Origin of the sequence: Streptomyces sp. NBC_00435 (genome assembly GCF_036014235.1) — a bacterium.
Classification (GTDB): Bacteria; Actinomycetota; Actinomycetes; order Streptomycetales; family Streptomycetaceae; genus Streptomyces.
Genome location: NZ_CP107924.1, coordinates 255299 through 269323, shown reverse-complemented (window position 1 = coordinate 269323; position 14025 = coordinate 255299). Strand labels below are relative to the sequence as shown.

Annotated in this window: 11 protein-coding genes and 1 pseudogene; 11 read left to right on the top strand and 1 reads right to left on the bottom strand. The window is 69.0% G+C overall.

Annotated features, from left to right (window positions below):
- Window positions 1-20 precede the first annotated feature (20 nt).
- Window positions 21-950 carry a SigB/SigF/SigG family RNA polymerase sigma factor gene (locus OG389_RS01190; RefSeq protein ID WP_328296547.1) on the bottom strand — a complete coding sequence of 310 codons (930 nt, stop codon included), beginning with the start codon at window positions 948-950 and terminating at the stop codon, window positions 21-23.
- A gap of 237 nt (window positions 951-1187) precedes the next feature.
- Between OG389_RS01190 and OG389_RS36690 the strand changes: the two are divergent.
- From OG389_RS36690 to OG389_RS01140, 11 genes and pseudogenes are all read left to right on the top strand, one after another.
- Window positions 1188-1316, top strand: a pseudogene (locus OG389_RS36690) (hypothetical protein); the annotation flags it as partial.
- 186 nt (window positions 1317-1502) lie between these two features.
- Complete coding sequence (locus tag OG389_RS01185) at window positions 1503-5774, top strand: HAMP domain-containing protein (protein WP_443059405.1); 4272 nt, start codon at window positions 1503-1505, stop codon at window positions 5772-5774.
- Window positions 5775-5875: 101 nt separating this feature from the next.
- Window positions 5876-8230, top strand: a complete 2355-nt coding sequence (locus OG389_RS01180; RefSeq protein WP_328296546.1) for a SpoIIE family protein phosphatase — start codon at window positions 5876-5878, stop codon at window positions 8228-8230.
- Window positions 8231-8315: 85 nt separating this feature from the next.
- Entirely contained in the window at window positions 8316-8645 is a 330-nt protein-coding gene (locus OG389_RS01175) for an STAS domain-containing protein (protein WP_328296545.1), read from the top strand.
- Window positions 8646-8868: 223 nt separating this feature from the next.
- On the top strand, window positions 8869-9294 hold the full coding sequence (locus OG389_RS01170; protein WP_328296544.1) for an STAS domain-containing protein: 426 nt from the start codon (window positions 8869-8871) through the stop codon (window positions 9292-9294).
- The gene (locus OG389_RS01165) at window positions 9291-9983 is read left to right on the top strand and encodes a response regulator transcription factor (RefSeq protein ID WP_328296543.1); all 693 of its coding nucleotides are present in this window, start codon (window positions 9291-9293) and stop codon (window positions 9981-9983) included. The genes OG389_RS01170 and OG389_RS01165 overlap by 4 nt, the downstream gene beginning before the upstream one ends.
- Complete coding sequence (locus OG389_RS01160) at window positions 9980-11086, top strand: PAS domain-containing sensor histidine kinase (RefSeq protein ID WP_328296542.1); 1107 nt, start codon at window positions 9980-9982, stop codon at window positions 11084-11086. Before OG389_RS01165 ends, OG389_RS01160 begins: the two co-directional genes overlap by 4 nt.
- Window positions 10981-11484, top strand: coding sequence for a response regulator (locus tag OG389_RS01155; RefSeq protein WP_328296541.1), 504 nt, complete (start codon window positions 10981-10983; stop codon window positions 11482-11484). The genes OG389_RS01160 and OG389_RS01155 overlap by 106 nt, the downstream gene beginning before the upstream one ends.
- Window positions 11485-11734: 250 nt before the next feature.
- On the top strand, window positions 11735-11962 hold the full coding sequence (locus OG389_RS01150; RefSeq protein ID WP_328296540.1) for a hypothetical protein: 228 nt from the start codon (window positions 11735-11737) through the stop codon (window positions 11960-11962).
- Window positions 11963-12167: 205 nt separating this feature from the next.
- Complete coding sequence (locus OG389_RS01145; RefSeq protein WP_328296539.1) at window positions 12168-12704, top strand: ArsR/SmtB family transcription factor; 537 nt, start codon at window positions 12168-12170, stop codon at window positions 12702-12704.
- Complete coding sequence (locus OG389_RS01140) at window positions 12701-13996, top strand: MFS transporter (RefSeq protein ID WP_328296538.1); 1296 nt, start codon at window positions 12701-12703, stop codon at window positions 13994-13996. Before OG389_RS01145 ends, OG389_RS01140 begins: the two co-directional genes overlap by 4 nt.
- Window positions 13997-14025 lie beyond the last annotated feature (29 nt).

Here is a 14025-nt window from a genome sequence, read left to right as displayed (position 1 = left end):
TTCCCAAAGCGTCCCGGCGTCTATGCCGTGAGCATGCCGGCGCGTAGCCGGGCCAGGATGCGGGACAGGATGCGCGAGACCTGCATCTGGGAGATGCCCAGCTCGGCGCCGATCTCGGCCTGGGTCTTCTCCTGGCCGAAGCGCATCCGCAGGATGCACCGGTCGCGGTCGTCCAGCTGCTCCAGCAGGGGCGCGAGGGTGTGACACTCCTCGAAGAGTTCCATGGCCGGATCGACGTCGCCGAGGCGCTCGGCGAGCGGCCGGGTGCTCCGGTTCGTCGGGGCCTGCGCTTCGTTGTCCGCACCGCCGGTGTCGAGGGAGCCGCTCGTGTAGCCGTTCGCGGCCACCAGCCCGTCGATGACCTCTTCCTCGGACAGCTCCAGGTGGCCGGCAACCTCCTTGACGGTCGGTGCCCTGCCCAGGACGTCGGTCAGGGCGTCCTGGGCCTTGGCGAGCTCCGTGCGCAGCTCCTGCAGGCGGCGCGGGACGTGCACGGCCCAGGTCGTGTCACGGAAATGCCGCTTGATCTCCCCGATGATGTAGGGGAGGGCGAGGGTCGAGAACTCGACCTCGCGCTCGAGGTCGTAGCGGTCGATGGCCTTGATGAGGCCGATCGTGCCCACCTGGATGATGTCGTCCATGTCGAGACCGCCGCCGAGCACGCGGGTCCGGAACCGTCGCGCGGCGAACTGCACGAGCGAGAGGTTCATCTCGATCAATGTGTTGCGGGTGTACTGGTACTCGCGAGTCCCCTCCTCCAGAAGCTGCATCCTTCGGAAGAAGTCCCGCGACAACTCGCGTGCGTCGACGGGCGCCAGCTCACGGGGATTCTCCACCCGGAGCGGCTCCAGGTCCCGCGTCGGCGCCGCCGGGGTGGTTCGTCGGTCACAAGCGGGGACGTGCGCGTCTGTTGCACGAACGGTTCCTACGACGGTGGCCGAGCGGGGCATGGCGGCCGCTCCCTCCCAATTGACTGGCGGCTGTCCGGCACGCTTCTGCCCCGGCCTCGTGGTTCTAAGCACCCGCCGGGCTCCCTCGTGGGGATTCGGGCCGCCGGCCGGGCGGAGGCAAGCGGTGGGCTGACCGTTCTCAGTCTTGTGGGCGAAGGCGGCTACCGGTGGGCTTAGCCTGACGGGGGGACGCTCGAGGCTTCGGGCACGGCCTGGTCACAGGGAGATGGGGCAGGGATGGTCAAGCCGGCGGTGGCATCGACGCATGCGAAGAATTCGGGGGCGGTGGGGGAGCCGGAGCTCCGCCAGCTCCTTGCCGGACTGACGGCCGTACGGGACGGCGACTTCGGGACCCGTCTGCCTGACGAGGCCGACGGGCTGCTGGGGGAGATCGCGACCGTCTTCAACGGGATGGTCGACCAACTGTCCCTGTTCACTTCCGAAGTGACCCGCGTTGCCCGCGAGGTCGGTACCGAGGGCACCCTGGGCGGCCAGGCCGTCGTTCCAGGTGTCTCCGGAACGTGGGCCGACCTGACGGACTCCGTCAACGCCATGGCCGGCAACCTCACCACGCAGGTACGGGACATCGCCCAGGTGGCCACCGCCGTGGCGCGCGGCGACCTCTCGCAGAAGATCGACGTGGCGGCCCGTGGCGAGATCCTGGAGCTGAAGGACACCGTCAACACGATGGTCGACCAGCTCTCCTCCTTCGCGGACGAGGTCACCCGCGTGGCCCGCGAGGTCGGCAGCGAGGGCCGGCTCGGCGGGCAGGCGGAGGTGCCGGGAGTGGCCGGCGTATGGCGCGACTTGACCGACTCGGTGAATTTCATGGCCGGCAATCTGACCGACCAGGTCCGCAACATCGCCCAGGTGACGACGGCCGTCGCCAAGGGCGACCTGTCGCAGAAGATCGCTGTCGATGCCCGCGGCGAGATCCTGGAACTGAAGAACACCATCAACACGATGGTCGACCAGCTCTCCGCGTTCGCCGACGAGGTCACCCGCATGGCCCGCGAGGTGGGCACCGATGGCCGGCTCGGCGGCCAGGCGGACGTGAAGGGCGTGTCCGGTACCTGGCGCGACCTGACCGACTCGGTGAACTTCATGGCCGGCAACCTCACCGCTCAGGTCCGGTCGATCGCCGAGGTCGCCACAGCGGTGGCCCAGGGCGACCTCTCGCAGAAAATCCGGGTCGACGCCCGCGGCGAGATCCTGGAGCTGAAGACGACCATCAATACGATGGTCGACCAGCTCTCGGCCTTCGCGGACGAGGTCACCAGGGTCGCCCGCGAGGTGGGCACCGATGGCCGGCTCGGCGGCCAGGCGGACGTGAAGGGCGTGTCCGGTACCTGGCGCGACCTGACCGACTCGGTGAACTTCATGGCGGACAATCTGACCGCTCAGGTGCGTTCGATCGCGGAGGTCACCACGGCTGTGGCGCAGGGTGATCTGACGCAGAAGATCCGGGTGGATGCGCGGGGGGAGATCCTGGAGTTGAAGGAGACCATCAATACGATGGTCGACCAGCTCTCCGCGTTCGCCGACGAGGTGACCCGGGTGGCCCGGGAGGTCGGTACCGAGGGCAACCTGGGTGGTCAGGCGACGGTCCGGGGGGTTTCCGGCACGTGGAAGGACCTCACCGACAATGTCAACGTCATGGCGTCCAATCTGACCGGTCAGGTGCGTTCCATCGCCCAGGTGGCCACCGCCGTCGCTCGTGGTGACCTCTCGCAGAAGATCGTGGTGGAGGCGAAGGGCGAGGTCGCCGCGTTGGCCGGGGTCATCAACACGATGGTCGACACGTTGTCCGCGTTCGCCGACGAGGTGACGCGTGTGGCCCGCGAGGTCGGTACCGAGGGCAGGCTCGGCGGCCAGGCCCGGGTTCCCAATGTGGCGGGCACGTGGAAGGACCTGACCGACAACGTCAATTCCATGGCGAACAACCTCACGGGTCAGGTCCGCAACATCGCCCTGGTCACGACGGCCGTGGCCAACGGCGACCTGTCCAAGAAGATCGACGTGGACGCCCGCGGCGAGATCCTGGAGCTGAAGACGACCATCAATACGATGGTCGATCAGTTGTCCTCCTTCGCCGCCGAGGTCACCCGTGTCGCCCGCGAGGTCGGTAGTGAGGGCCGCCTCGGTGGCCAGGCCGAGGTCGAGGGCGTGTCGGGCACGTGGAAGCGGCTGACGGAGAACGTCAACGAGCTGGCCGGCAACCTGACGCGTCAGGTCCGGGCCATCGCCGAGGTCGCCAGCGCGGTCGCCGAGGGCGACCTGACCCGCTCGATCACCGTCGACGCCTCGGGCGAGGTCGCCGAACTCAAGGACAACATCAACTCCATGGTCGGCTCCCTGCGCGAGACGACCCGGGCCAACCAGGAGCAGGACTGGCTCAAGTCCAACCTGGCCCGCATCTCGGGCCTGATGCAGGGCCATCGGGACCTGGCCGCCGTCGCCGAACGTGTCATGGACGAGCTCGCCCCTCTGGTCGACGCCGGCTACGGCGCCTTCTACCTCGCCGAGGAGACCGACGGCGACACGTGGCTCACCCTGATCGGGTCTTTCGGGCGGCCCGCCAACAGCTCCACCTCCGCCCTGCGGGTACGGAGCGGCGAGAGCCTTGTCGGGCAGGCGGCCCGAAGCCGGCGCATCCTCACCGCCGACAACCTGCCGCCCGGCTACCTGATCTCCTCCGGGCTGGGCGCCGCCGCCCCGGCCAGCCTGATCGTGCTGCCCATCCTCGTCGAGGAGCAGGTCCTCGGGGTCATCGAGCTCGCCTCCTTCACCGCCTTCACCCCCGTTCACCGCGACTTCCTCGGACGGCTGATGGAGACGGTCGGCGTGAACGTCAGCACCATCGTCGCCAACGTGCGTACGGACGAACTGCTCGGCGAGTCCCAGCGCCTCACGGGTGAGCTCCAGGCCCGATCGGAACAGTTGCAGGACCAGCAGGACGAACTCCAGCGTTCCAACGCGGAACTGGAGGAGAAGGCCGCCCTCCTCGCTACGCAGAACCGCGACATCGAGACGAAGAACCTGGAGATCGAGCAGGCGCGCCAGGAGCTTGAGGACCGGGCCCAGCAGCTGTCCCTGGCCTCGAAGTACAAGTCGGAGTTCCTGGCCAACATGAGCCACGAGCTGCGCACACCACTCAACAGCCTTCTCATCCTGGCCCAGTTGCTCTCGCAGAACCCGTCGCGCAACCTCAGCCCCAAGCAGGTCGAGTACGCGGGCATCATCCACTCGGCCGGCTCCGACCTCCTCCAGCTCATCAACGACATCCTTGACCTGTCGAAGGTCGAGGCCGGCAAGATGGACGTGAACCTGGAGCGGGTGTCGCTCAAGAGGCTCCTCGACTACGTGGAAGCCTCCTTCCGGCCCCTGACGACGCAGAAGGGCCTTGAGTTCGACATCACGACCTCAGCCGGGGTGCCCGTTGACCTGCTGACCGATGACGCCAGGCTCCAGCAGATCCTGCGCAACCTGCTCTCCAACGCGGTGAAGTTCACCGAACGCGGTCGGGTCCAGGTGCGGATCGAACCGGCGAACTCCGCGGAACTCCCCGCCGAGCTCACGCGGGCGGGCTCGGTAGTGGCCTTCAAGGTCATCGACACGGGCATCGGTATCGCCGAGGAGCAACTGGAGGTGATCTTCGCGGCGTTCCAGCAGGCCGACGGCACGACGAGCCGCAAGTACGGCGGCACCGGGCTCGGACTGTCCATCACCCGGGAGATCGCCCGGCTCCTCGGAGGGGTGGTCACGGCGACCAGTACCCCGGGCGCGGGATCGACGTTCACCTTGTACCTGCCGGTCTCGCGACCCGACGCCGCCAGCCGGGACGCGGAGTCTCCCGTCGCGGGGGAGGTCGCCGGCGAGTCCGGAGGCCGGCCGGGCGAAAGCGCCGCGGACGCGCCGCACGAGCGCCACCCCCGACGGCTCCTGGTGATCGAGGAGCGGAGCAAGGGTCTTCTCAGCCTCGTGGCCGAGAGCGCCGCCGCCGATCTGATCGCGGGACGAGCGACCGCGGGACCGTCCGAACAGGTGGAGGTCGTCACCGCCGTCACCGCTGCGGACGCGGCCGCCATCCTCGCGCAGGCTCCGTTCCATTGCGTGGTCCTGGAACTGGGAGCCAACGGTGAAGCGCTGAGCTTCCTCCAGGCCCTCGCGGGGGACACCGCCCTGGCCGCTCTGCCGGTGCTCGCCCACGACAACCGGCGCATGACCGAGGACCAGCAGGGGCAGATCGACCGGTCAGCCACCGGCCAGCGCCTCGAATTGATCTCCAGCCTGGACGAACTGCGCGAACGGATCACCCTGCACCTGTCGGTGGACCGCCTCGGGGACGTTCCGGCCCTCGCGCGGCCGAAGGCCGAAGTCGCCCTGGCCGAACAGACCCACATCGACGGCAGCCTCGCGGACCGGCCGGTCCTGGTCGTCGACGACGACCCGCGCAACCTGTACGCGATCAGCGGCATCCTCGAACTCCACGGCATGCGGGTCCTGCATGCCGAGAACGGCCGCAAGGGCATCGAGACCCTGATGAGCACCCCGGGCATCGACCTGATCCTGATGGACGTCATGATGCCCGAACTGGACGGGTACGCCGCGACCGCGGAAATCAGGCGCATGGCCCAATACAGCGACCTGCCCATCATCTCGGTCACGGCCAAGGCCATGCCCGGCGACCGGGAGAAGAGCATCGCCTCCGGTTCGAGCGACTACGTCACCAAACCCGTGGACGCGAACGACCTGATCGCGCGCATCCGGCAGTGGCTCCTTCCGGCTTCCGCCGCCCGCACGGGAGACGCCGACGCCCTGTGAACGACAACCATCACGAACGCGGAGAACCCGGGTCCCCGATCCGCACGCGCACCCGAACCGGCGGACCGGAAGTCCCGACCGCCCGCCGGACGGCGGAGCGGGTGACGTCCGCGACCACGGAGGCGGGTGACGTGGGACGGCTCGCCGCCACCGTCGAGCGGCTGCGTCAGGAGGCGCTGGACGCCCAGTGGGCGGCCGACGGGCGTGCGCTGATCGAGATGGCCAAGGGCATCTTCGTGGGGCGACTGGGATGCGGGCCTGCCGAAGCCTCCCGGCAACTGACCAAGCTGGCCGAGCAGTCCGGCGTCAACGTCCTGGCCCTGGCGGTCGACGTCATCAACCAGGCCGCGCGCGACCGCGTCAGCGAGATCGCGGAGCAGTTCCTTGCGCTCGCCAGCGGCGAACCCAGCGACCCGGACGAAACCGCTCCCGCCGTCCGGCTGCGAGCGGCCGAGAGCCGTGCGCTGGCCGCGACCGACTCCCAGGCCGTCGCCACCGCCCTGCTGGAGAACGCGCTCGCACCGCTGGGCGCCTGCGGGGTCGCGATCTGGCTGGTGGGCGCCGACTCCTCACTCACCCTGGTCGGCCAGGCCGGCTTCACGGAGGAGGAGGCCCGGCGCTGGCGCTACGTCCCGCCCGAGGTGGCCACCTGCGCCCGACTGGCCCTGCACAGCCGCGACCTCGCGGTCGTGGAGGCGCTCTCCGACGCGGGTATCCCCACCATCGGCCGGCGCCAGTACTCCGACGGCGGGCGGATCACCATCCCGGCAGGGACGGGAGGCCGTATCCACGGGGTGCTCGAGATCGGCTGGCCGGACCGGCTGCCCCCGCTGCCCCCGCAGGTCTTGCGCCAACTGGAAGCCATGGCCGAACTGTGCGCCCACACCCTCGGGGACCAGTCCGTGGACGAGGCACCCCGCGCCACCCCGGCCTCGAACCTGGCGGGTGTCGCGGAACTGACCGACCTCGCCGACCACCTCCACGACCCCGTCCTCATCCTCACACCCCACCTCGACCCGGCAGGCCGGCTCTCCGACTTCCGCATTCACCACACCAACAGCCGCTTCGTCGACCCGGCGGGCCGGCCCCGCTCACTCGTCACCGGCGTGCACTTCCTGGAGGCCTACCCGGCGGCCGCGGAGTCCAGCGGCCTCTTCTCCAAGCTGGAGCGGGTCTACGCGACCGGTGAACCCTGCCAGGCGCCGCGTACGACGCTCACGGCATACGTCGACGAGGTACCCCTCACCTCGGTCGCCGACGTCAGGATCAGCCGGCACGGCGCCGCCCTCCTCCTCATCTGGAAGGTCGAGGACGAGACCGCCCGGTTGGCCAGCCTCCTGCAGCACGCACAACGCCTGGGCAGGGTCGGTGGCTTCGAGGAGAACGTCCGCACGGGGCACATCACTTGGAACAGCCAGCTGTTCAGCCTGTTCGGACTGCCCACGACGGCCGACCCCGTACCCCTGGACGAGCTGACCGGCCACGCCCACCCACACGACGTCAACTCGATCGGCCGGTTCCTGCGCACGCTCCTGCACCGGCTGCACGAGTCGTCGGTGGACTTCCGACTGCGGCGCCCCGACGGCATCACCCGGCACATCCGGATAGTGGCCGAACCCGTACTGGACGACCAGGGACGCCTGTATTCCGTCCGGGGCGCCTGCCAGGACGTCTCGGCGCAGCACTGGACGGAGGTTGCCCTCGCGGCCACCCGGGACCAGCTCGCCAGCACCGAGGCGGAATCCGCGGACCGGACCCGGCTCGCACTACAGCTCCAGCAGGCCATCATGCCCCCCGCCCCGGCCGCCCTGGAGGTTCCCGGCATGCGCATCGCCGTCCGCTACCGGCCGGCGGAGTCGCAATCGCTCGTGGGCGGCGACTGGTACGACGCGTTCGTACTGCCCGACAAGAAGATCCTCATCAGCGTCGGGGACGTGGCCGGCCACGGCATTCAGGCGGCCACCGGCATGGTCGTCCTGCGCAACGCCCTGCGCGGCCTCGCCGTCACGGGTGCCGGCCCGGCCCAGCTGCTCTCCTGGCTGAACACCGTCACCTACCACCTCACCAGCCATCTGACCGCCACCGCGGTCTGCGGGATCTACGACCCGGACACGCGGTCCCTGCGCTGGGCCCGCGCGGGCCACCTGCCCCCGGTCCTGGTCCGGGGGCAGGTGGCCCGGGCCTTCCCCCTCGCCTCGGGCACGCTCCTGGGAGCCCTGCCCGACGTCCAGTACGGCGAGGAAGAAGTGCAACTGGAGCGCGAGGACATCCTGCTCATGTACACAGACGGTCTTGTCGAACGCCGGGACGCCTCCGTCACGGAATCCCTGGCACAACTGCTCACCGTGGCTTCACGCCCCGCGGGCACTCTGGAAAAGCGCCTCGACAACCTGCTGACCTACAGCAACTCGGACACCGACGACGACACCTGCCTCATCGGTGTCCGGGTCCACTGACCGGTCAGCGGCGCGTAGCCTGCGGCTGTCACTGCGGAAAGCGCGCCGGGGACGAGCAGTGCCGATGAGACGTTAGGGAGTACAGGTGGAGCATCACGTAGAGGTCAGGCCGGACGAGGACGGGGTCCGAGTCATCGTGTGCGTGGGAGAGTTCGACCAGGACACCCTGCAGCCACTCAGGACCTCCGGCGCGCGGGCCGCCGCCGACCCCGACGTCCGCCGGATCGTCCTGGACGTCAGCCAGGTCGCCTTCGCCGATTCCTCCATGCTCAACGAAATGCTGCTCCTGCTGCGCACGGGCCGTTTGGTGCTGGCGGGCCCACTTCCCCCTCAGCTGGGCCGACTCCTGGACCTCACGCAGGCCCGGGACCTGTTCCCGGTCGCTGACAGCGTCGAGGCGGCGAGCAGCCTGTAGGGCGCGGAACACGCCACGGCCCGGACGACTTGGCCTCCGGTCCATCCCCTCCACTCCGTGTTGACTTCCGCTCCTAGTGCAGATTCACTAGCAGAGTGCTGATGTTCTCGCGCTATGGGACAGCGATACGGCAGCTGGCAGCAGGGACTCCTCCGAAGGGAAGGCTCGTGAGCCCGTGTTGTGCGGGTACCCGCTGCGCGAGCACGGAGAGGTTCGGGATGCTGTGACCGTCCACCCGTTCACGTCGCATGCCGTGGTTGATTCGGGTGTCGCGCGAGTGACTGTCGCAGGCGAACTCGACTGGGATACCGCGCCCTATGTCCGCGACGCGATTGCTGCTTGCCTGGCGGAGCAGCTGACTGGTCTCCGACTCGATCTGACCGATGTCCCCTTCTGTGACTGCGCAGGCCTGGGCGTCCTGCTCTGGGCGCGGGCGTCCGCCCTTCGGGTCGGCATGGATCTTGTCGTGGAAGGTATGGGGACGCAGTTGGCGCGGTTGCTCGACCTGACGGGGATGGAGGGCATCCTCACCGAGTGGAGCACCCGTAGCGTCACTGAGGGGGCTTGCTGTGCCTCGGGCGTAGTCGCAACGCGTGGTGCAGAAGCGACGGCCATGGGAGAGTCGGCAGTCCGAGACCTTCTGGCATGATCGTGCGGTCCGCCACCTGCAAGGATGCACCGATGTCTTCGCCTTCCCCGCACAGTCGACCGGTCAGGATCCTGCTGGTCGAGGACCATGACATGGTCGCCGAGGCGATTTCCCTCGCTCTGGAGCGCTCACCCGATCTACGGATCGTCGGACGCGCGGCGTCGGTGGCGTCGGCACTGGCCGACGCCAGACGATGTGAGCCCGATGTCGTCCTGATGGACAGACGCCTGCCCGACGGTGACGGGGTCACCGCCATCGCCGACCTGCTGACACTCGCCCCGGACGTGCGCGTACTGGTCCTGGCGGGCGAGGCCAGTGGCTCGGTGGCAGCGCGCGTCGTGGAGGCGGGCGGAGCCGGCCTGATCTTGAAGGCCCGCGGTCTGAGCGAACTGGAGGACGCCGTACGCCGGGTGGCCGCGGGCGAGGTGGTCTTCAGTCAGGACCTGCTCAGCGACGTCCTGGGACGTCTGACCGGCAGGGAGGCGGCCCTCGGCGCGAACCTGACTCCGCGGGAACGGGAAGTCCTTGATCTGCTGCAGGAAGGGCGTACTACCGCGGCAATCAGCGAACAGCTGGGCGTCGCTCTCAACACGGGGCGCAACCACGTCCAGCGGGTGCTGGCAAAGCTGGGAGCGCGTTCCCAGCTGGAAGCCGTGGCGATCGCGCGGCGTGAAGGGCTCCTCAGGTGACGGGGGAGCCGCAAGAGCAGCCGTGGGCGCGGAGGCGGGCGGCTCCGCTGTCGGAGGCAGCCTTCACCCTGCTGGTCCAAGGGGTGCTGGACTACGGCATCTTCATGCTCGACCCGCAGGGTTACATCATCAGCTGGAACGCGGGAGCAGAGCGGATCAAGGGGTACAAGGCCGAGGACATCCTCGGACAGCACTTCTCGGTCTTCTACCCGCCCGAGGACCAGTCGTCGGGCAAACCGCAGTGGGAGCTGGAGACCGCCGTGGCCGAGGGGAGACTGGAGGACGAGGGCTGGCGCGTACGTCAGGACGGCTCCCGGTTCTGGGCGAACGTCGTCATTACAGCCCTACGGGATGAAGAGGGCGTACTGCAAGGGTTCGGCAAGGTCACCCGAGACATGTCCGAACGACGGGCAGCACAGCACGCCCTCACCGAACGACGGCGGTTGTTCGATCACCTGGTCCAAGCGCAGGAGACGGAACGACGACGCATCGCATGGGACGTCCACGACGACTCCATCCAGGCCATGGTCGCCGTCGGGATGCGGTTGGAGTTGCTGGCAGAGCGGGTGCCGGAGTCGCTTTCCGCGGAACTGCAGCGCCTCGACGCCTCAGTTCGCGAAGCGATCGGCCGCCTCCGCAGCCTGACTTTCCGGCTGCATCCACCGGGGATCGACAGACACGGTCTGGCCGAGGGGCTTTCCAGTCACTTGGACGATGTCGTGGGCTCCTGGGGAATGGCCTACTCCCTCGAACACCAGCTGGACCGCGAACCCACGCCCGAGACGGGCATCACGATTTTCCGCATCGTCCAGGAAGCATTGCTGAACGTACACAAGCACGCACGCGCTGACAGAGTCGATGTCAGTGTCAAGTCGACTGACGGGGGCATCCTGACGCGTGTCATGGACGACGGGACCGGCGTGCCGATGTCCCAGGACGGCGCCCGCGATCATTTCGGGATCATCGAGATGAGGGAGAGAGCCGAGACGGCAGGAGGATGGTGGTCCATGCGCAGCCGGCCTGGAACGGGGACGACAGTCGAGTTCTGGGTGCCGAACCCGCTTCCGTTTCCTGCGTCACCGCCGACAGGCGATGCACCATGACTACGTCGACTCCGAATGGTTCCCCCGGCCCACGGTTCAGCGTGATCCTGTGTGATGACAACGCGATGCTCCTGGAAACCCTGAGCGAGGTCGTGCAGGCACAGCCAGATCTGGAAGTCGTCGGCACCGCGTGCAACGGTGAGCAAGCACGTCAGCTCGCACACCTCCTTCAACCGGACCTCGTAGTCCTGGACGTCCGCTTCCCCGGCGGCGGCCCCTCCGTTGCCAGGGACATCGCCTGGTGTTCCCCGGCCAGCCGGGTCGTGGCGTTCTCCGCTTACGACGACAAGGGCACCGTCGAGCAGATGATGAGCGCCGGCGTTTGCGAGTACGTACTCAAAGGCGCGAGCAACCGGGACCTCCTCGCGGCCCTGCGCCGGGCGGCCGTCCCGCGGTGAAGGTCAGCTGAGGCAGCACCTACGTCAACGCCCCTCCTTCTGCCCCCATCTCGATCGCGGTCGCCGATACGGAGTCACAGGACAGGCTGATGCCGGAGCGTCAGCGAATCGCTGCTGACGACCCCGGCTCGGCCGCGGCTCGGTGCGGTGCTGTGCCCGTGCTCTCCCCACGCGTCTGCATCCTTTGGCCTACTCCGTTGTCGTCCCTGAAGAGGACGATCTTGTGGCGCCGGCGCGAGATCGTTGATCCGTGCGAACAATCATCGGATACATCGTCGAAAGCATCGGCTACGTCGTAGGAGCCCAGGGGCTTCTCAGCTTCGCTTCGCAGGCCCTCTTCGGCACGGAGTGGGGCTGGATGCACAAGGTCGTCGACCTTCCGTCCACCGCATACCTCGGCATCGCCACCGTGGGGCTGGCCCTCATCGTCGGCGGGGTGATGACGCGGAAGACGTCCCAGGGTCAGAAGGCTGCCTGAGCGGCGGGCATTTCATCCGCTACTCCCCCCTCCGTGTCGAGCGGTCGAAGCCCGCAGGACGACCTCCCGGGTGACCCGCGCCTACGGCGGGCCCGTCCCGTGCCCCGACCCCAGGACTGGCCCCGGAGCGGCGATGGCCGCGGTGGAGCGGACATCGAGCCAAATCCCCTTGCTCAATGGTCAAGAATCGTTGACCATTACTCGCATGCCTACCGATGGTCTCCCCGAGACGTTTCACGTCACCACGGACGAGCAACTGCGCGCCGTCTCCAATCTCACGCGCCACCGGATCATGGCCGTGCTCCGCTTCGAGCCGGCGACGATCACGCAGATCGCCGCGCGGGTGGGCCTCGCGAAGGGGAGTTCCAGCTATCACGTGCGGCTGCTGGAGCGGGCCGGCCTGGTGAAGGTGGTGCGGACGCGGAAGGTGCGGGGCGTCACCGAGCGGTACTACGCGATGGCCGCGCGGGCGATCGCGCTGCCAGATCCGGGCGAGGGAGGGCCGGATGTGCTGATGCGCCATGCGGTGGCGGACCTGGAGGCGTCGCCGGTGGGTGAGCGGCAGGTGCGGATGGCGCATCTGCGGCTCACCGAGGAGCAGTTCGCGCAGCTGGGCGCGCGGCTGCAGGCACTGGCGGACGAGTACCGGGAGCTGTCCGATCCGTCGCTGCCGGACGCGTCACTCGTCTTCGCGCTGTTCCACCCGGCCCCGCGCCAGCAGGCCGAGGAGGGCGCCAAGTGACCTCAGACGTCCGGAAGTTGCCGACCGGGTTCGGACGGCTGTGGACCGCGCAGACGGTGTCCTCGCTCGGTGACGGGGTGACGCATGCCGCGTTGCCGCTGCTCGCGTTGGCGTTGACTCGGGATCCGATGGCGCTCGCCGTCGTCACGGCCGCCGGGACGCTGCCGTGGCTGCTCTTCGGGGTGCTCGGCGGTGCTCTCGTGGACCGCTGGGACCGCCGGCGCACGATGTGGGTCGCGGACGCGGCACGTGCGGTGCTGCTCGCGATACCCGCCGGGGCGACCGTGCTCGACGCGCTGAGCATTCCGCTGCTCGCGGCCGTCGCCTTCCTGCTCGGCCTCGGCGGACTCTTCTTCGACACGGCCGCCACGGCCTATCTGCCGGATCTACTCGGCCGCGACCCCGCACTCTTGGAGCGGGCCAACTCTCGCTTGCGCGGAGCCCAGACCGCCATGTCCGGCTTCGCGGGGCCGCCCGCGGGCAGTGCGCTGCTCGCGCTCGGGCGGGCGGTTCCGCTGCTCGCCGACGCGGTGTCGTTCATGCTCTCCGCGCTGCTCGTACGGTCGCTTCCCGCCATGCCCCGGCCCGTGCCGGAGGTTCGCGAGTCGCTGCTCCGCCAAGCGCGGGCCGGGGCTTCGTACGTCTTCCGGGACCGGGTGCTGCTCGGGCTCGCGCTCCGCCCGGCGGTCGGCAACGTCGCCTTCCTCGCCGTGGAGACCGTCCTCGCCCTCTTCGCGCACGACCGCCTCGGCATCGACACCTACGGCTTCGGCCTGCTCCTCACTGCGGAGGCCACCGGCGGCTTGCTCGGTGCAGGCATCGCCGCCTACCTCGGCCGTCGACTCGGCACCGGCACCGCACTGACCTGCACAGCCGCCGTCGAAGGGCTCGCCATCCTGGGCCTGGCCGCCGCCCCGAACCCGTACGTGGCCGGGCTGGCGCTCGCCGTCTGCGGGGCCGGCATGGGCGCCACGATGGTGCTCGGGCCCTCCCTCCGGCAGGCGATCGTCCCGGCCCACCTCATGGGCCGGGTCGCCTCGACCTCCCGCATGCTGGCCATGTGCGCCGCCCCCACCGGGGCCTTCCTCGGCGGCTGGCTGGCCACGACCTACGACATCCGCACCCCGCTGTACGCCGCCGGCGGCCTCCTCGTGGCGATGACGGCGGTTACGGCATCCATGACCAGCAACCGCCGGGTCGAAGCGGCGCTGCGTGCCGCTGCCCCGGCCAGCGGTCCAGATCACCCGGCATCCAAGGATTTCGCCCAGGAGGGTGCCCCCGGCCTGTTGTGACATCTGCCGCGAGGGCTTCACATCAAGTC

Coding starts and splice junctions, on each gene's coding strand:
- OG389_RS01190 (WP_328296547.1), bottom strand. CDS start 950: ATGCCCCGCTCGGCCACCGTCGTAGGAACCGTTCGTGCAACAGACGCG.
- OG389_RS01185 (WP_443059405.1), top strand. CDS start 1,503: ATGGCCGGCAACCTCACCACGCAGGTACGGGACATCGCCCAGGTGGCC.
- OG389_RS01165 (WP_328296543.1), top strand. CDS start 9,291: ATGATCGTGCGGTCCGCCACCTGCAAGGATGCACCGATGTCTTCGCCT.
- OG389_RS01155 (WP_328296541.1), top strand. CDS start 10,981: ATGGTGGTCCATGCGCAGCCGGCCTGGAACGGGGACGACAGTCGAGTT.
- OG389_RS01145 (WP_328296539.1), top strand. CDS start 12,168: ATGCCTACCGATGGTCTCCCCGAGACGTTTCACGTCACCACGGACGAG.